The sequence below is a fragment of the Amycolatopsis sp. NPDC059027 genome (assembly GCF_042739735.1).
Lineage (GTDB): Bacteria > Actinomycetota > Actinomycetes > Mycobacteriales > Pseudonocardiaceae > Amycolatopsis.
Genome location: NZ_JBHYIK010000045.1, coordinates 55,907 through 73,823 on the forward strand (window position 1 = coordinate 55,907; position 17,917 = coordinate 73,823).

Annotated in this window: 13 protein-coding genes; 8 read left to right on the top strand and 5 right to left on the bottom strand. The window is 70.4% G+C overall.

What is annotated here, in order from left to right; translation table 11 throughout:
• Positions 1-2: 2 nt before the first annotated feature.
• Both ACFWY9_RS28385 and ACFWY9_RS28390 read left to right on the top strand, forming a co-directional pair.
• Positions 3-2,273, top strand: coding sequence for a molybdopterin cofactor-binding domain-containing protein (locus ACFWY9_RS28385; protein WP_378340316.1), 2,271 nt, complete (start codon positions 3-5; stop codon positions 2,271-2,273).
• A gap of 14 nt (positions 2,274-2,287) precedes the next feature.
• The gene (locus tag ACFWY9_RS28390) at positions 2,288-2,764 is read left to right on the top strand and encodes a (2Fe-2S)-binding protein (protein ID WP_378340317.1); all 477 of its coding nucleotides are present in this window, start codon (positions 2,288-2,290) and stop codon (positions 2,762-2,764) included.
• A gap of 70 nt (positions 2,765-2,834) precedes the next feature.
• Here the strand turns inward: ACFWY9_RS28390 and ACFWY9_RS28395 are convergent, their stop codons facing one another.
• From ACFWY9_RS28395 to ACFWY9_RS28410, 4 genes are read right to left on the bottom strand one after another with little or no spacing between them, the layout of a single operon-like run.
• Positions 2,835-3,677, bottom strand: a complete 843-nt coding sequence (locus ACFWY9_RS28395) for a phosphoribosylaminoimidazolesuccinocarboxamide synthase (protein ID WP_378340318.1) — start codon at positions 3,675-3,677, stop codon at positions 2,835-2,837.
• The gene (locus tag ACFWY9_RS28400; RefSeq protein ID WP_378340319.1) at positions 3,674-5,371 is read right to left on the bottom strand and encodes a cobalt chelatase; all 1,698 of its coding nucleotides are present in this window, start codon (positions 5,369-5,371) and stop codon (positions 3,674-3,676) included. The genes ACFWY9_RS28395 and ACFWY9_RS28400 overlap by 4 nt, the downstream gene beginning before the upstream one ends.
• Before the next feature lie 3 nt (positions 5,372-5,374).
• The gene (locus ACFWY9_RS28405) at positions 5,375-6,328 is read right to left on the bottom strand and encodes an AAA family ATPase (protein WP_378340320.1); all 954 of its coding nucleotides are present in this window, start codon (positions 6,326-6,328) and stop codon (positions 5,375-5,377) included.
• Positions 6,325-7,149 carry an IclR family transcriptional regulator gene (locus ACFWY9_RS28410; protein ID WP_378330030.1) on the bottom strand — a complete coding sequence of 275 codons (825 nt, stop codon included), beginning with the start codon at positions 7,147-7,149 and terminating at the stop codon, positions 6,325-6,327. Before ACFWY9_RS28410 ends, ACFWY9_RS28405 begins: the two co-directional genes overlap by 4 nt.
• Before the next feature lie 188 nt (positions 7,150-7,337).
• Between ACFWY9_RS28410 and xsc the strand changes: the two genes are divergently transcribed.
• From xsc to ACFWY9_RS28430, 4 genes are all read left to right on the top strand, one after another.
• Complete coding sequence (gene xsc / locus ACFWY9_RS28415) at positions 7,338-9,092, top strand: sulfoacetaldehyde acetyltransferase (RefSeq protein WP_378330080.1); 1,755 nt, start codon at positions 7,338-7,340, stop codon at positions 9,090-9,092.
• Positions 9,093-9,170: 78 nt separating this feature from the next.
• Complete coding sequence (locus tag ACFWY9_RS28420; RefSeq protein WP_378340321.1) at positions 9,171-10,175, top strand: phosphotransacetylase; 1,005 nt, start codon at positions 9,171-9,173, stop codon at positions 10,173-10,175.
• Entirely contained in the window at positions 10,176-10,901 is a 726-nt protein-coding gene (locus ACFWY9_RS28425; RefSeq protein ID WP_378340322.1) for a TSUP family transporter, read from the top strand.
• A gap of 52 nt (positions 10,902-10,953) precedes the next feature.
• Positions 10,954-11,745 (top strand): IclR family transcriptional regulator, encoded by a 792-nt coding sequence (locus ACFWY9_RS28430; protein ID WP_378340323.1) that lies wholly within the window; start codon positions 10,954-10,956, stop codon positions 11,743-11,745.
• Here ACFWY9_RS28430 and ACFWY9_RS28435 read toward each other — a convergent pair.
• The gene (locus ACFWY9_RS28435) at positions 11,732-14,605 is read right to left on the bottom strand and encodes an FAD-binding and (Fe-S)-binding domain-containing protein (RefSeq protein WP_378340324.1); all 2,874 of its coding nucleotides are present in this window, start codon (positions 14,603-14,605) and stop codon (positions 11,732-11,734) included. The two genes, ACFWY9_RS28430 and ACFWY9_RS28435, sit on opposite strands and share 14 nt — an antisense overlap.
• Before the next feature lie 117 nt (positions 14,606-14,722).
• Here ACFWY9_RS28435 and ACFWY9_RS28440 point away from each other — a divergent pair, with 117 nt between their 5' ends.
• Both ACFWY9_RS28440 and ACFWY9_RS28445 read left to right on the top strand, forming a co-directional pair.
• A complete protein-coding gene (locus tag ACFWY9_RS28440; RefSeq protein ID WP_378330025.1) occupies positions 14,723-15,997 on the top strand; it encodes a hydroxyacid-oxoacid transhydrogenase in 1,275 nt (424 codons plus the stop codon).
• Between the two features lie 213 nt (positions 15,998-16,210).
• The gene (locus tag ACFWY9_RS28445) at positions 16,211-17,569 is read left to right on the top strand and encodes an MFS transporter (RefSeq protein WP_378340325.1); all 1,359 of its coding nucleotides are present in this window, start codon (positions 16,211-16,213) and stop codon (positions 17,567-17,569) included.
• Positions 17,570-17,917 lie beyond the last annotated feature (348 nt).

A 17,917-nucleotide genomic window follows, 5' to 3' on the forward strand; every position in this document is an offset into this window, starting at 1 on the left:
CGATGGGGGAGTCCATCGGGCGGCGAAGGTTCCTCGGCTACGTTCTCGCGGCGCCGATCCTCGTGACGGCGGCCGAGTTCGGGCCGAGACCCGCGGCCGGCGCCGAGCTGCCTTCGCCGGATCTGACGAAACTGGTCGACCTCAACGACATGCTGACCGCGGCGGCGTTGCCGACGTCGGGTCTGATCTCCGTCGAGGTCGAACCGGACGGCACGGTGTCGTTCGCGTTGCCCCGCGCCGAGGTCGGGCAGGGCATCACCACCTCCTCGGCCATGCTCATCGCCGAGGAGCTGACAGTGCCGCTGGACCGGGTGCGGGTCGCGCTGGCCGACGCCCGGCCGGAGCTGTTGTTCAACCAGCTCACCGGCGCGTCGAACACGACCGTCGCGACCTACACCCCGATCCGGGTCGCCGCCGCGATCGCCCGGCGCCGGTTGCTGGACGCCGCCGCGGCCGAACTCGGCTCGCCGGCGAGTGCCCTGACGTTGAAGGGCGGGGTCGTCTCCGATCGCTCCGGCCGCCGTGTCGAGATCGGTGCTCTCGCGGAGAAAGCGGCGAGCACGCGAACCCGCCAGGTGCCCGTGGAACTGACCGCACGCGAGAACTTCACCGTGATCGGCAAGCCGCACAACCGGATCGACGCGCTGGCCGCGGTGACCGGGCGCAAGGTGTTCGCGATGGACCTCGACGTCCCGGGTGCGAAACCGGCGATGGTGTGCCGTCCGCCGACGGTCAACGGGCGGGTCGGCTCGGTGGCCAATCTCGCCGAGGTCCGCGGCCTGCCGGGAGTCACCGACGTCTGCGTGATCTCCACCGGGGTCGCGGTGCGCGCCGAGACCTTCGGCCAGTGCGTCGACGCCGTGCGCGCGCTGCGCGTGTCGTGGAAACCCGGCACCGCGGAAGGGAAATCCGACGAAAGCGTGCTGAAGGAGCTGGCCGCCGCGGAGCTGCCGATCGGGCCGCCGCCACTGGTTCCCTGTGTCGAAGGCAAATTCACCTTTTCCTTTCGTGGCAACAGCGCGCTCGAACCCAACTGTGCCGTCGCCGACGTGCGGCCCGGCAGGGCCGAGATCTGGTCGGCGCTGAAGGCCCCGATCGTCGCCAAACAGGCCATCGCCGCGAAACTCGGGCTGCCGCCCGGCAGCGTTACCGTGCATGTCGTCGAGGGCGGAGGGTCCTTCGGGCGCAAGCTGTTCCACGACGCGGCAGCGGAGGCGGCCGAGGTCTCCCAGAAGATCGGCAAACCGGTCAAGCTCATGTGGCACCGGGCCGACGACTCCCGCCAGGGCCGGACCCACCCGATGGCCACCTCGCGCGTGCGCGCGTCGTATCTCGGTGGCACCGTGCTCGGTTACCAGCAGCGGCACACCAGCGTGTCCACCGATCTCGGCCACGGGCTCGGCGAGGTCATCACCGCCATGGCCGCGCGGCTCCCGGTGGGGGACATCGGGTTCTCCGAAACCTTCTTCCAGCTCAGCCAGTCGATGCCGTACGACTTCGGCTTCAGCACGCAGTTGCTCAGCGAGACCGGCAAGAGCTTCAACACCGGCAGCATGCGCAACGTCTACTCGCCCGACGTCGCCTGTGCCCGGGAACTCGTCGTCGACCAGCTCGCCGGGAAGGTCGGCAAGGACCCGTACCGATTCCGGGACGGCTTCCTTCGCGACGACCGCTCCCGGGCGGTGCTGCGCAAGGCCGCCGAGGACGGCGAGTGGGGACGGCGGATGCCCGAGGGGACCGCGCAGGGCATCGCGTTCCACGGCGAATACAAGGCCGTCAGCGCGGCGCTGGTGGAGATCGACTGCCGCCCCGAAACTGTTGGCAGGCCCATCCGCGACGGCGTGTCCGGGCCCCGCGTCACGAAGGTCGTCTTCGCCGTGGACGTCGGCCTCGTGGTCAACCCGCGCGGACTGGAGGCCCAGATGATGGGCTGCGTGATGGACGGCATCGCGCTGGCCCTGACGTCCAGCCTGCACCTGCGCGACGGATATTTCCTCGAAGCGAGCTGGGACAACTACTTCTACACGCGCCAGTGGAACACCCCGCCCGACCTCCGGATCGTCGTCATGCCGAGCACCTCGGACGAGCCGGGCGGGGCGGGAGAGCTGGGCGTCGCCGCCTCGATGGCCGCGGTCGCCTGCGCGTACGGCCGCGCGACCGGGACGATGCCGACGCGTTTCCCGATCAACCACGGCACGCTCTCCTTCGAGCCCAAACCGACCGTCCCGCCGATTCCACCGTCCCCTGTGGACGGTCTGCGGTACGCCCGCTGAAGAGGGGAGTTTCGGTGCCCGAACACACTTTCCGCGTCAACGGTGCGCAGGTCACCGTGAACGTCGCCGACGACGTGCGCCTGCTGTGGGTGCTGCGCGACATCCTCGGCGTCACCGGGCCGAAATACGGCTGCGGTATCAACGTCTGCAAGGCCTGCACCAGCCACCTCAACGGCAAGGCGGTGAACCCCTGCGCGATCCCCGTCAAGGATCTCCGGCCGTCCGACGAGGTCACGACCATCGAAGGGCTTCCGGCGACCGTGGGTCGCGAGCTGCACCCGATGCAGGAAGCGTGGCTGGAGCACGACGTGGCGCAGTGCGGTTACTGCCAGCCGGGTCAGATCATGGCCGCCGTCGCGCTGGTCCGGCGCGTCGCCGCCGAAGGCCGGGAGATCACCGACGCCGACCTCGACGGCCTCCGCAACGTCTGCCGCTGCGGTACCTATCCCCGCATCCGCGCCGCGATCAGAACCGGCGCCGAGAACATGTGAGGCGGCTTCAAAGCGTGCTGAAGGGAACTTTCCTCGCATGCCATGCGAGGAAAGCGCCCTTCAGCGCATCCTACGAGACGACAGTCCCCTTCAGCCCGGTGAGGCGGTGGTAGACCTCGGCGTAGCGGGAGCGGACGGCGGCGACGACCGTCGGGGGCACCGGCGGGCCGGGCGGGTGTTTGTCCCAGCCGGTCGAGACGGCCCAGTCGCGGACGAACTGCTTGTCGAGGCTGTGCTGTGCGCGGCCGGGCTGCCAGGAATCGGCGGACCAGAAGCGGGAGGAGTCCGGGGTGAGGAGTTCGTCGCCGAGGTACAGATCGCCGGAGGCGTCGTGGCCGAACTCCAGTTTCGTGTCGGCGAGGAGAATTCCTTGCCGTTCGGTGATTTCCGCGGCGGCGCGGTAGACGTCGAGGGTCAGTTCGCGCAGCCGGGCGGCGGTTTCGGCGCCGACGAGGCCGGCGACTTCGGCGAAGGTGATCGGGCGGTCGTGCTGACCGGCCGGGGCTTTCCAGGACGGAGTGAAGATCGGCTCGGGCAGCCGGGAACCGTCCGTCAGCCCGGCGGGGAGCGGGACTCCGGAAACCGCGCCGGTGGCGCGGTACTCGGCCAGGCCACCGCCGGTGAGGTAGCCGCGGGCCACGCATTCGACCGGGAGCATCGCCAGGCCGCGGCAGCGGACGGCGCGGCCGGCGAACTCGGGCGGCACGTCCACGGCCGGGAGGACGTGGTGCGGGACGACGTCGGCGAGGCGTCCGAACCACCACAGCGACAGCGCGGTGAGGATCTTTCCCTTGTCCGGTACGGGAGTGGGGAGAACGACGTCGAACATCGACAGCCGGTCGGTGGCCACGAGGACGGTGTCGCCGCGGTCGGTGTAGACGTCGCGGACCTTGCCGCGGTGCACGAGTTTCACCGGCCGGCCCCGAGTGCCGCGATGATTTCGTCCACCATGGACTGATCGGCCCGGTCCTGGGCGGGGAGCACGAGGGACCGTGCGAAGAAGTGACCGAGGTCGACGCCAAGGCTCAGCGCGTGGACCTCGGATCCGCGGGTTTCGGCCTCGTGGACGGCGCGGAGCAGGTCGGTCTCCAAGAAGCCATCGGGGTTCTGCGCGGCGGTTGCGCTGTCAGCGGGGCCTCCGTCGGAGAACACCACGACGAGGCCGCGGCGGGCGCCGAGGGCACGGGAGCGCTCGGCAGCCCAGCGCACCGCCTCGCCGCCGAGGCCTTCGCGGAAGAGGTCCGCTTTGAACAGCCCGGCGATGCCGAGGCGCGATCGCCGCCACGAGTCGTCGGCGTTCTTGAAGACGAGGTGCAGGCGATCGTTGAGCCGCCCGGGTTCGGCGGGGCGACCGGCCCTTGCCCAGTCCCGTCGCGCGCGGCCGCCGTTCCAGCCGTCGGTGGAGAAGCCCAGAACCTCGGTGGTGACACCGAGTTCGTCCAGCACGCGGGTCAGGGTGTCGACGAGTACCGAGGTCAGCGGGACGTGCTGTTTCATGGAACCCGAGCAGTCGAGCAGGAAGGTGACGGAGACGTCGGCCTTCCTGGTGACGGCCTCGGCCCGGAAGACCCGCGTCTCGCTGGGCGAGGTGATCAGGGTGGCGAGGCGGCGACCGTCGACGTGGCCACTTTCGAGGCCGTGTTCCCAGCCGTCGGCAGCCGGGATCGCGAGCGCGGCGGCGAGGTCGCGCAGCATCTTGGCGCGGTTCAGCCGGGCGTGGCGGACGAGATCGTCGAGCCGGTGCCGGAACTCCTTCTGCTGCGCGGGACGGACGAGGCCGGTCGCGTCGCGCTGCCGGTCGTGGGCGGTCGTGAAGATCCGGTATCCGTCCACTTCGGACAGATGGCGCGGGTCACCCGCGACCGGGACACCGGCGTCCTCGGGCCCGGAGCCGCGGAGGAGGTCGGCGAGCGCGCGTTGTCCGGCGGACAGCGCGCGGCGTGGTCGTCCGCTGGGGGCGCCCAGCAGGTCCGCGACGCCGACGGCGAACTCCGTTGCCAGGGGAGCGAAGCGTTCTTGCTCGCCGCGCACCTTGCCGAGCCGGGCGATCCGGGGACCGAACTCGGGCGCGAGGGCGGCCCGCATCGGCTCGATGACCTCCTCCACGAGGGCGGGCACCGGGAACCCGGTGAGATGCGACCAGGCCATGGCGGCCACGGTGTGCAGGAGCAGGCCCGAATTCGTCTGAGTGATCCCGTCGGCGTCGGCGGTGACCAGCCAGTGCTCGACCCGGTGCCGGACGTTCGCCGCCGCACCGGGAAACCACGGTGGCACAACGGATTCGACGCGGAACTGTTCGAGCTGGTCGAACACCAGGCCGCCGATGTCGCCGTCCGGCCGGTGTTCCCGGTGCGGTACGGGGTCGGTGTACCGCATCCGCAGTGCGAGCCCGTCGGCGGCGCCGCGCAGGCATCGCGGGTCGTCGTCCGCAGTGGCACGCAAGTGCGGCGCCAGCATCGTCAGCCTGCTCGCACCCCGATACGGCTCCCCGGCCCGGAACCGTACCTCGCGGTCCCTGCCGATCGCCCGGACCGTGGTGCCGCGCAGGAGGTCGAGCCGGTGCGCCGCGCGGGCGGCGGCGCGGTCGGCGAGGGCGTCGTGGATCATCGCTCAGGCGCTCGCGCGCAGTTCGCGCGATTCCGGGTCGCGGTCGAAACACCGCTGGAAGTACTCGTCGACGATCTCCCGTTCGAACTCCGCGCACTTGTTGGTGAACGTCATGCGCAGCGCGAGCGCGGGATCGCCGAGATAGCCGGTGTTCTCCGCCCAGGTCACGACGGTCCGGGTGGACATCAGCGTGGCGAGGTCGCCGGATTCGTGGCCCTGGCGGGTGAGCCGGGCGAGCGCGACCATGGCCGCCGCGGTCCGCTCGTCCACAGTGGACACCTGGCCGCGGACGATGCCGACCTCGGTCTCGGCGGGCAGGTAGTCGAGTTTGGCGACGACGTTCCAGCGGTCCAGCTGGGCGTGGTTGATCCGCTGCACGCCGTGGTAGAGCCCGTCGTGGTCGCCGAGGCCGCTGGTGTTGGCGGTGGCGAAGAGCCGGAAACCCGGGTGCGAGTGGAGGACCTCGTTGCGTTCGAGGAGGGTGAACCGGCCTTCCTTCTCGAGCAGCCGCTGGATGACGAACATGACGTCGGGGCGTCCGGCGTCGTATTCGTCCAGTACCAGCGCGACCGGGCGCCGGACCGCCCACGGCAGGATCCCTTCGCGGAATTCGGTGACCTGCTTGCCTTCCCGCAGGGTCACCGCGTCGCGGCCGACGAGTTCGAGCCGTCCGACGTGGCCGTCGAGGTTCACGCGCAGACAACCCCAGTTGAGCCGGGCGGCGATCTGCTCGACGTGCGTGGACTTGCCCGAGCCGTGCCGGCCGTGTACCAGCACCCGCCGGTTGTGCGCGAAGCCGAGCAGCAGGGCGAGGGTCACTTCGGGATCGAAGCGGTAGGCGTCGTCGCGCGCGGGGACGTGCTCGTCGGGCTCGGCGAACGCGGGGACCTTGAGGTCGACGTCGAGGCCGAACAGCTCCCGCGCGTCCACTGTGGCGTCCGGCATCCGGGTCGTCACGGCTGCTCCTCTCCCGACGCGGCGTCGGTGGTGGCGGCGGTGATCTCGTGACGGCTCATGGCTTCGGCGGCGGCGCGCAGCGCGGGCAGCGTCGTGGTGACGTCGTCGAGCGACAAACGCATGACCGGGGCCTGGACCGCGACGCCAAGAATCGGCTGCCCGCCGTCCTCGCGGGGCACCGTCACCGCTACGCAGACCAGCCCAGGGAGGAACTCCTCGTCGTCGACGGCGTAACCCTGTTCGGAGATCCGGTCGAGCTCGGCCTCCAGGGCGTCGGGCTCGGTGATCGTCTTGTCGGTGTAGCGCTTGAGCGGGGCGTGCCCGATGAGCTTGCGGCGCTGCTGCTTGGGCATCTGGGCGAGGAACAGCTTGCCGCTCGCCGAGCAGTGGACCGGGACCCGGGAGCCGGGCCGCAGGTAGAACCGCAGCGGCTCCGGCGTCTCCACGCGGTCGAGGTAGACCACCTCGCCGCGGGACAGTGCGGTGATGTTGCAGCTTTCGCCGAGTTCCTCGACCAGGTGCTGCAGGATCACATGCCGCCCGCCGTTGCGGGAGTCGTTGAGCAGCAGGTTCTCCGCGAGCCGGTGCAGTCGCGCGCCGGTGGTGTAGCTGCGGCCGTCGGCTTCTCGCAGCAGCAGGCCCGCCGACTCCAGCTGCTGGAGCATGCGGTGCAGGGTCGGCTTGGGCAGGCCGGTCTCCGCGACGAGCGCCGGCAGCGAGACCTGGTGGTCGCTGGCCGCGATGAGTTCGAGCAGGGCGAACAGCCGCAGCGCCGGGGTGTCGCCGGACAGCGGTCCGTCCGGCTCTTGGATCAGTTCCACACCGTCTCCCTCGTGTCTCGGAAAACAGTACACCGCGTCTCGGACTTGAAGACAACCCGTTGACTTGGGTGGGTCGCGCCGCCTACAGTCCGAGCAAATCCAAGTTTTCGGAATCTTTCGTTCCAGATTTTGCGACGACGACGTTCAGGGAGCAGGCAGTGAGCGAGCGAGCAACGGGGCCGCAGAAGATGACCCCCTCGGAGGCCTTCGTCGAGACGTTGGCGGCCAACGGCGTGACCGAGATCTTCGGCATCATGGGCTCGGCCTTCATGGACGCCATGGACATCTTCGCGCCGGCGGGCATCAAGCTGATCCCGGTCGTGCACGAGCAGGGCGCGGCGCACATGGCCGACGGCTACGCGCGCGCCAGCGGCCGGCACGGCGTGGTGATCGGCCAGAATGGCCCTGGCATCAGCAACTGCGTCACGGCGATCGCGGCCGCGTTCTGGGCGCACAGCCCGGTGGTCATGATCACGCCGGAGACCGGGACGATGGGGATCGGCCTCGGCGGCTTCCAGGAGGCCAACCAGCTGCCCATGTTCCAGGAGTTCACGAAGTACCAGGCACACGTGAACAACCCGAACCGGATGGCGGAGTTCACCGGCCGGGCCTTCGACCGCGCGATGTCGGAGATGGGGCCGACCCAGCTCAACATCCCGCGCGACCACTTCTACGGCGAGATCGAGGCCGAGATCCCGGTGCCGCAGCGGCTCGACCGCGGTCCCGGCGGCACCCGCAGCCTCGACGAGGCGGCCGATCTGCTCGCCGGGGCGGAGTTCCCGGTGATCGTCGCGGGCGGCGGCGTCGTCTTCTCCGGCGGTGTCGGGGAATGCCGCGAACTCGCCGAGCGGCTCGGCGCGCCGGTGGTGAACAGCTACCAGCACAACGACTCGTTCCCGGCGAGCCACCCGCAGTGGTGCGGCCCGCTCGGCTACCAGGGTTCGAAGGCCGCCATGCGGCTCATCTCCAAGGCGGACGTCGTCCTCGCGCTCGGCACCCGGCTCGGCCCGTTCGGCACGCTCCCGCAGCACGGCATGGACTACTGGCCCAAGAACGCGAAGATCATCCAGGTCGACGCCGACAACAAGATGCTGGGCCTGGTCAAGAAGATCGACGTCGGCATCTGCGGTGACGCCAGGGAATCCGCCGCGGCGCTCACCGAGCGGCTGCGCAAGCGGACGCTCGCCTGCGACGCGACCCGCGGCCAGCGTGCCGACGAGATCCGCGAGGAGAAGGAGACGTGGGAGCGGGAGCTCAGCGCCTGGATCCACGAGACCGACCCGTACAGCCTCGACATGATCGCCGAGCAGGAGAAGGAGGAGCACAACTGGCTGCACCCCCGCCAGGTCCTCCGCGAGCTCGAAAAGGCGATGCCCGAGCACGTGATGGTGTCCACCGACATCGGCAACATCAACTCCGTCGCGCACAGCTACCTGCGGTTCGAGGAGCCGCGCAGCTTCTTCGCGCCGATGAGCTTCGGCAACTGCGGGTACGCGCTGCCGACCATCATCGGCGCCAAGGCCGCGTGCCCCGACCGGCCCGCGATCGCCTACGCCGGTGACGGCGCGTGGGGGATGAGCATGGTCGAGATCATGACCGCGGTGCGGCACGACATCCCGGTCACCGCCGTGGTGTTCCACAACCGGCAGTGGGGTGCGGAGAAGAAGAACCAGGTCGACTTCTACAACCGCCGGTTCGTCGCGGGCGAGCTGGAGAGCGAGAGCTTCGCCGGGATCGCGCAGGCGATGGGGGCCGAGGGCATCGTGGTCGACTCGCTCGACGAGGTCGGTCCGGCGCTGCGCAAGGCCGTCGACGCGCAGATGAACGAGGGCCGTACCACGGTCATCGAGGTCATGTGCTCGCGTGAGCTGGGCGACCCGTTCCGCCGCGACGCGCTGCGCAAGCCGGTGCGGCTGCTGGACAAGTACCGCGACTACGTCTGATCCGCCCCACCCCGGCAGGTTCCGGCGGGCGCGGGACCGCGTCGGAACCCTGCCGCCGACTCCCGAAAGCGGTAGCCCGTGACCTTCCCCCTGCACGATCGATGGCGCGAGGTGCTGGCCGACATCCGGCCCGCGGTCGCGCTGGCCGACGGCGACGACCCGCGCGTCGTCCAGGCGGCGGCGCTGCTGCACGACGAAGACGGCGTAGCGCCGCGGCTCGTCGGCGATCCGGCCTCGATCCGCCGGGCCTGCCGCGAGGCGGGCGTCCGGCTGTCCGGCGAGTCCATTGTGGACACGCGGGATCTCGCCGCGGACGCGGCGATCCACGGCCTGATCACGACCCGCCTCGCGAAGAAGCCCGACCGGATCCCGGACGCGCTGGGCGATCCTGTCAGCACCGCTGTCGCGGGCGTCGCCACCGGAACGTTCGACGCGTGTGTCGCGGGCGCGAACCGGCCGACCGCCGACGTGCTGCGGGCGTGCCTGCGGTATGTCGGGCTCGTCCCGGACAGCACGACGTTGAGCAGCTGCTTCCTGCTCGTCCTGCCGGACGAGCGATGCCTGACCTTCGCCGACTGCGCCGTGGTTCCCGACCCGTCGGCCGAGGAACTGGTCGAGATCGCGCTGGCCTCCGCCCGCACCCACCAGGCGTTGACGGGCGAGGAGCCGGTGATCGCGATGCTGTCGTTCTCCACGCTGGGCAGCGCCACGCACGAACGCGTCGAGCGGGTCCGCCGCGCCACCGAGCTGCTGCGCAAGCGCGACTCGGGGTACCAGGTGGACGGCGAGCTGCAGTTCGACACCGCGGTCGAGTCGAGTGTCGGACTGCGCAAGGCCCCCGGCTCCCAGGTCGCGGGCAGGGCCAACGTCCTCGTCTTCCCGAATCTCGACGCGGGCAACATCGGGTACAAGATCGCCGAACGGCTCGGCAGGGCCCGCGCGTTCGGCCCGATCCTGCAAGGGCTCGCCGCGCCGGTCAACGATCTGTCCCGCGGCTGCGGCGTCGGGGACGTCCGGGCGACCGCCCTGCTCACCGCTGTCCAGGCGGTACGGAGCAGGACCGCGGTGAGTGACGGCGCCTAGATGGACCTCGTCCTCGCCGCCCTGGCGGTGGCCGCGTCCTCGCTCATCGGCGGCGCGACCGGCTTCGCGACCTCGCTACTGTCCACGCCGGGGTTGCTGCTGCTCGGCTACGACGTGCCCTTCGTGGTGACGGTCAACCTCGCGGCGACGCTGGTTTCCCGGATCCTCGTCGTGTGCCGGTCGTGGCGGGCGATCGAACCGAAACGCATCGCCCTGCTCGTCGCGGGCAGCGCCCCGGGCGCCGTGCTGGGCGCGGTGACCGTCGGCGCGGTCCCGGTCCATGTGCTGCGGATCTTCGCCGGTGTCGTCGTGGCGCTGCTGGGCCTTCTCCTGCTGCTGCCGTCCACCGGCGAGGGCAACGCAGGGCCGGGCCGCGCCGGGCACGTGGCCACCGGGCTGGCCAGCGGCTATCTCGCCACCTCGGTGTCGCTGAACGGCCCGCCGGTCGCGGCGCTGCTCAGCGCGGCGAACCTGCCGGTGCGGGCGTTCATCGCGAACCTGGCCTGCTACTTCATCTCGACGAACCTGATCTCCCTCGGCGCGCTGGCCGTGACCGGCGGGATCCCGCGGCACGGGCTGCTTCCCGTGCTCCCGGTCCTGCTCGGGGCGGCGATCGTGGGCAACCAGCTCGGCACGGCGGTGTCGGCGCGGGTGCCGCGGAAGGCGTTCAAGTACGTCGTCGCGGGGCTGGTCGTCGTCTCCGGGGTGGTGACGGCGGTTTCCTGACCGGCTGCGTTAGCCTTGCCGGGTCAGCGGATCGCCAGGACGACGGAAGCCCGTGAACCACACAGGAGCCCAGCCACCAGCCGGAACCCAGGCCATCCGACGTGCGCTCGGGGTGCTGCGGCTGCTCATGGACGAGGGCGGGGAGCTGTCCCTGTCCGCCATCGCCCGGCGTCTCGACCTCACGCCGGGCACCACGCACCGCGTCGTCGGGGCGTTGAGCGTCGACGGCCTGGTGGCCCACAACCCGCACACCGACTGCTACCACCTGGGCGCCGGGGCGATCCTGCTCGGCCAGGCCGCGCAGCGGGTCCACGGCCTGGAGCGGGCGTTGCCGGTGATCCGGCAGGTCAACGAGGAGACCGAGGAATCGGTCAACATCGCGATCCGCGACGGCCGCGAGTCCGTGGTGCTGCTGCGGGCCCAGTCCACCCTGCCACTGCGGTTCGAACAGCACCCCGGGGCCCGTTTTCCCTTGTACGCCACCGCTTCCGGCAAGGCGATCCTCGCGCACTCGCTCGACGTCGAGGCGTACCTGGCGAGCCTGCCGGAGCAGTTGCCCGCGCTGACCACGCACACGCTGGCGAGCCGCGAGGAACTGGCGCTCGAGCTGACCGAGACCCGCGACCGCGGTTACAGCATCGACGACGAGGAGAACGTCGCCGGAGTGCGCTGCGTGGGCGCCGGGGTCCTGGACGACCAGGGCCTGGCGAAGGCCGCGGTGGTCATCCAGGTGCCCACGGTCCGGCTGCCCGACGAGCGCATCCCCGAGCTGGGCGCGCGGGCCATCGAGGCCGCGCGGGAGGTCGCGCAGTTCCTGCCGCCGGACAGGTTCACTCAGCGCTGACGCCGAGTGCCCGCGCGGTCAGCGAGGCGAGGTGCGTGGGTTCGTGCTCGGAAAGCTGGCGGATCTGCGTCCGGCAGCTGAAGCCGTCGGCGTGCACCACTGTTCCCGGAGCCGCTTCACGCAACGCGGGCAGGAGCTGGTGTTCGGCCACCTGAACCGAGACGTCGTAGTGCCCACGCTCGAACCCGAAGTTGCCCGCCAGGCCGCAACAGCCTTCGCGCAACACCCGCACATCGCCGGTCACGCGGCCGAGCAGCCGGGCGTCGGCGTCATAGCCCAGATCCGCGTGCTGGTGGCAGTGCACCTGGGTGAGGACGCGCTCCTCGACCGCCTTGATCTCCGGGAGTTCGGCCTCGCCCACGTGCTCGGCGAAGGTGCGGACGGCTTTGCCGAGCAGTTCCACTCTCGGGTCGCCGGGCAGCAGTTCGGCGGCGTCCTTGCGCAACATGGCCGTGCAGCTCGGTTCCAGCCCGATCACCGGCACTCCGCGTTCCAGCCACGGCTGGAGGACGTCGAGGGAACGACGCAGCACGCCGCGCGCCGTGTCGAGCTGTCCGGTGCTGTGCCAGGTCAGTCCACAACAGACGGTGCGGGCGGGGAGGTGTACCTCGTGACCGAGGGCTTCCAGCACGGCGACGGCGTCGCGGCCGACCGCCGGGTCGAAGAAGTTGGTGAAGGTGTCCGGCCACAGCACGACCGGTGTCCGCTCATCCGTCCACTGTGGAGGCTTACGGCGGGCGAACCACTTCCGGAACGTCGGTGCGGCCAGCGCGGGTAGTTCGCGCTCGGCGGCGATCCCGCCGAACCGGTTGAGCACCCGGCGCAGCGGGCTCGCCGCGACGGCGTTGATCACCTTGGCCATCGGTGCGCCCAGTCGCAGCCAGCGCGGTAACGCGCCCATGGTGTGGTGCGCCATCGGGCGTTTGCGGTGTTCGTAGTGCCTGCTCAGGAACTCCGAGCGGTAGGAGGCCATGTCGACGCCCACCGGGCAGTCGGATTTGCAGGCCTTGCAGCCCAGGCAGAGGTCGAGCGCGTCACGGACCTCGGTGGACTGCCAGCCGTCGGTGATGACGTCGCCGGCGAGCATTTCGAACAGCAGCCGTGCGCGGCCGCGGGTGGAGTGTTCCTCTTCGCCGGTCGCGCGGTAGCTGGGGCACATCACGCCGCCGGAGGCGGACACGCATTTCCCGACGCCGACACAGCGGCGTGACGCCGCGCCGAGGTCCCCGCCGTCCGCGTGCAGCGCGAGCCGGGCGCGGGTGGGCAGGACCGGCGGGGCGATGACGGTGCGCAGGTCGGCGTCGAGCGGGGCGGGATCGACGACCCGGTGCGGGTTCATCCCGTTCCCGGGATCGAAGGCGGCCTTGAACTCCGCGAAGGCGTCCATCAGCCGCGGCGGGAACATGAGGGGGAGCAGCTCCGCACGGGCCTGCCCGTCGCCGTGCTCGCCGGACAGCGAACCACCGTGGGCGACGACCAACTCGGCGGCGTCGGTGAGGAAGTCGCGGTAGGCCTGTTTCGCTTCCGGTGCGGCGAGCGGGAAGTCGATGCGCACGTGCAGGCAGCCGTCGCCGAAATGGCCGTACACCAGGCCTTTGCGACCGTGCTTGGACATCAGCAGTTCGAACTCGCGCAGGTACTGCCCGAGATTTTCCGGTGGCACCGCGGCGTCCTCCCAGCCGGACCACGCCTCGGAGCCGTCCGCGAGCCGGGTGGCCAGGCCCGCGCCCTCCTCCCGGATCCGCCAGAGTTTCCGTTGCGCCACCGGGTCTTCCACCACCAGCAGGCTGGCGCCGACCAGGTCCGCGCGCTCGGCCACCCGCCGCGCGTTTTCCCGGGCCCCGGCCGCCGACGCGCCGCCGGTTTCGAGATACAGCCACGCGTTCCCTGGCGGGAGTTCGCTGCGATCGCCGGGTTTCCGCGCGTCGAGTGCCTGGACGAGCCCGGTTTCGATGCCCTCCATGGTCAACACGGGCAGGTCGAGCAGCGCGGGGACGGCGTCGGCGGCCTCGACGCTGCTGCCGAACCCGAACACCACGAGCGCCCGCGACGACGGCGCCTCCGCGAGATCGACCGTCGCGCTCAGGATCGTCGCGCAGGTCCCCTCGGTACCGACGAGTGCCTTGGCGACGTCGAAACCGTTCTCCGGCAACAGGTATTCGAGGTTGTAGCCGGACACGCGCCGCGGCAGTTTCGGGAACCCGAGACGAATGTCGGAGAGGTATTCGTCGCGCACCGCGCGTAGTGACCGGTAGAGCTGCCCCACGGAATCCTTACGTGCGCATAACGATTCCAGCTCCTCAGGCGAGGTCCGGCCGACTTCCAGCCGGGTGCCGTCGCGCAGCGCGATCTCCAGTGACCGGACATTGTCGACGGTCTTGCCCCACGCGACCGAATGCGAGCCGCACGCGTTGTTGCCGATCATGCCGCCGATCGTGCAGCGGCTGTGTGTCGAAGGATCGGGCCCGAAGGTGAGCCCGTGCGCGGCGGCCTGCTCGCGCAGCCGGTCGAGCACTAGGCCGGGCTCGACGCGCGCGGTGCGTGCCTCGGTGTCGATCGCCAGAACGCGGTCGAGATGGCGCGTGAAGTCGAGGATCACCGCCTCATTGGTGGCCTGGCCGCCGATGCTCGTCGCCGCGCCGCGCGGGAGGACCGGCGCGTCGTGCTCCGCGCACACCCGCAGGACGGCCACCACCTCGTCGGCCGACCGGGGACGCACGACCAGCAGCGGGACGTGCCGGTAGTTCGACGCGTCGGTGGAGTGCGTCGCGAGTGTCGCCGGGTCGCCGGCCACCTCGCAGGACACCGCGGCTCGCAGCGCTTCCTCCAGCGTGGCTCGCGAAAGTGCAGGTGACGACATGACATCTCCAGGGAACTCGGGGGTTCACAACGACTGGACGCGGAGCTATGGTGTGCTCGCCACATAGTGGATATACCTTCCACATTTTGTCAATGTCGACGTGAGGAGTGGTCACCCGTGCCCGAACTGCACCGCAACGAGAGTGTGTTCACCTGGGCCGCACCGCCGCTGAAGTTCGGAGCCGGTGCCCTCGACGAACTCGGCGCCGAGGTCGCGGCCCGGCAGGCGAAGTCGTGCCTGATCCTCACCGACCCCGGGGTCCGGGGGACCGGCATCCCGGACCGCGCGCTCGACTCGATCCGCGCCGCGGGCGTGAAGAGCGAGATCTTCGACGGCGTGGGCGTCGAGCCCACCGACGCGAGCATCGACGACGCCGTAGCCTTTGCGCGGCAACAGGATTGGGACTGCTTCGTCGCGATCGGCGGCGGCTCGGCGATCGACACAGCCAAGGCCGTCAACCTGCTCACCACCCACCCCGGCGAACTATTGGACTTCGTCACGCCGCCGATCGGCGCGGGCAAGGCGCCGTGGCTGCCGCTCAAACCGCTGATCGCGGTGCCGACGACCGCGGGCACCGGCTCGGAGTCCACCACCATCTGCGTGGTCGACCTGCTCGGCCTGCACCTCAAGGCCGGGGTGAGCCATCCGTCGCTGCGCCCGTCGCTGGCCGTCGTCGACCCCCGGACCACCGTCTCCCTGCCGTCCGAGGTGACCGCGGCGAGCGGGATGGACGTGCTTTCGCACGCGCTGGAGAGCTACACCAGCGTGGCCTTCGACGCGAAGCCCGCGCCGGAGGACCCGATGCGCCGCCCCGCGTTCTGCGGGTCGAACCCGATCAGCGACGTCTGGTGCGAGATGGCGCTTTCCCTGGTGGGCAAGCATCTTCGTGGCGCCGTCCTCAATGGACGCGACCTGACCGCGCGGACGCAGATGGCCTTGGCGTCCACCTACGCCGGCACCGGATTCGGCAACGCCGGTACGCACCTGCCGCACGCCAACGCGTATCCGATCGCCGGTGCCGTCAAGGATTACCGTGCCGAGGGCTACCCCGAGATGCCGATGGTGCCGCACGGCCAAGCGGTGTCGGCCACCGCGGCCGCCGTGTTCCGCTGGACCTACCCGTCGGCCCCCGAACGTCACCTGCGCGCGGCCCGTCTCCTGTCCGGCGGGCAGACCTTCACCGCGACCGACGGGGCCGAGGCCCTGCCGCACGTGCTCGGCGAGCTGATGGCCGACATCGGGATGCCGAAGGGGCTGCACGCCTTCGGCTACGGTGAATCCGACATCGACACGCTCGTGGACGGCACCCTCAAGCAGACCCGCCAGCTCGCCGTCGTGCCCCGCCCGGTCACCCGGCCCGCTCTCGTAGACATCTTCCGCCGCTCCCTCTAGAGAGTGCTGCAGAGCGGCTTGCGTAGCGGTGCGGGTAGCGGAACCTCAGACGCCCTCTCGCTCCGGGATCGCCTCCTCATGAATGCCAATTCACCACGTCGACGCTGTCCTCGCGAGAGGGCGTCTGAGAACCCGCAGCGGTGCGAGCTGCTGGCCCACAGCAAGCGGCTTCGCCGCTTAGGAAACAGAATCTAGAAGGAAACGGAGTTATCAATGGAGACAACTCCTTCCCGGCCTGGCGAGGAAACCAGGGGCAGTTCCGACGTACGCCTCGTCGTGGCGTCCAGTGTCTTCGGCACGACCGTCGAGTGGTACGACTTCTTCCTCTACGGCACGGCCGCGGGCATCGTGTTCAACAAGCTCTACTTCCCCGGCAGCGATCCGCTCGTCGCCACCGTCCTGTCGTTCGCGACCTTCGCGCTGGGTTTCCTCGCCCGGCCTGTCGGTGGATTCCTTTTCGGACACCTCGGCGACCGTGTCGGCCGCAAGAAGACACTCGTGGCGACGATGCTCATCATGGGCGTCGCGACCTGCCTGATCGGCCTGCTGCCCGACTACGCGATGATCGGCCCGGCCGCGCCGATCCTGCTCATCGTGCTCCGGCTGGCGCAGGGCGTCGCCGTCGGCGGGGAATGGGGTGGTGCGGTGCTCATGGCGACCGAGTACGCGCCTGCCGGGAAACGGGGCCTCTACGGGAGTTTCCCGCAGATCGGGCTCGCGATCGGGCTCACCCTCGGCACCGGCGTGCTCGCGGCGCTCAACGCCGTCACGACGGAGGCGGCGTTCCTCGCCTGGGGCTGGCGCATCGGGTTCCTGCTCTCGGCGGTGCTCGTGGTCGTCGGTCTGCTCATCCGCGTGAAGATCGTGGAGACGCCCGCCTTCCGCAAAATGGCCGAGCAGGAGGGCGAATCGACCGTCCCGGCGCTCGAACTGGTCCGCGACCGGGTTTCCCGGCGGCATCTGCTGCTCGGCATGGGCAGCAGGCTGACCGAGGGTGTGGCCTTCAATGCCTGGGCCGTGTTCGTGATCTCGTACGGCAGCGGGACCCTGCACCTGAACCGGCAGCCGTTGCTGCAGGCGGTGATGATCGCCGCGGCCGTGATGGTCGTGTTCATCCCGATCTTCGGCCGGGTGTCCGACCGGGTCGGCCGCCGCCGCGCCTTCGCCGTCGGCGCCGTGACGACATTGGTGCTGGCGATACCCGCGCTGGCCGCGCTGCACGCGGGCAACACGGTCCTGATCACCGTGTCGCTCGTCGCCGTCTTGGGCATCAGCTACCCGCTGATGTACGGGCCGCAAGCGGCCTTCTACGCCGAACTGTTCCCGGTGTCCCGCCGCTGCACCGGGATCTCGGTCGTCTACCAGCTCTCCGGCGTGGTGGCCTCCGGGCTCACCCCGCTGATCCTGGCTTACCTGGCCGGCCGCACCGGCACGAACGGCGTGCTCGTCTACCTCGCGGTGACCACCGCGATCAGCCTCGTGTGCACACTGGCCATCCGCGACCGCGACATGTTCGCCGACGACGTCCGCGCCCCGGTGCCCGCGGCCGTCGTCAGCCCCGGAAACCCCTGACCGGGGCTGCAGGGGTGGTGGGTGCTTCTCGCACCCACCACCCTTTTTTGCGCTCTGGCAACGAAACCTTCCCGTTGTTGCCGCGGAGTTCGCCCGCGCTCCGCGGTTCTCGCGTGCCCGCCGGGCAGGGAACCACCCGGATCGCAGACGGCCGACCCTCCCGTCGCGAACGGAGCGTTCGCGACGTTCAACGTCTCATACGCGTCGTTCAGGACACCCGCCCTGTAGCACGCTGGGCGCCACCCCCTGCCCGCGAACGCCCCCCACTCCACAAAGGACAAACCACTCACCAGTGCGCGGGGGCCGACGCCGTCAAGGCCACCTTACGGGCGTCCGACGCCCGTAAGG

Excerpts from the sequence above, each read along its gene's own strand:
- ACFWY9_RS28385 (WP_378340316.1), top strand. The coding sequence starts at position 3 with ATGGGGGAGTCCATCGGGCGGCGAAGGTTCCTCGGCTACGTTCTCGCG.
- ACFWY9_RS28400 (WP_378340319.1), bottom strand. The coding sequence starts at position 5,371 with ATGATCCACGACGCCCTCGCCGACCGCGCCGCCGCCCGCGCGGCGCAC.
- xsc (WP_378330080.1), top strand. The coding sequence starts at position 7,338 with ATGACCCCCTCGGAGGCCTTCGTCGAGACGTTGGCGGCCAACGGCGTG.
- ACFWY9_RS28425 (WP_378340322.1), top strand. The coding sequence starts at position 10,176 with ATGGACCTCGTCCTCGCCGCCCTGGCGGTGGCCGCGTCCTCGCTCATC.
- ACFWY9_RS28435 (WP_378340324.1), bottom strand. The coding sequence starts at position 14,605 with ATGTCGTCACCTGCACTTTCGCGAGCCACGCTGGAGGAAGCGCTGCGA.
- ACFWY9_RS28445 (WP_378340325.1), top strand. The coding sequence starts at position 16,211 with ATGGAGACAACTCCTTCCCGGCCTGGCGAGGAAACCAGGGGCAGTTCC.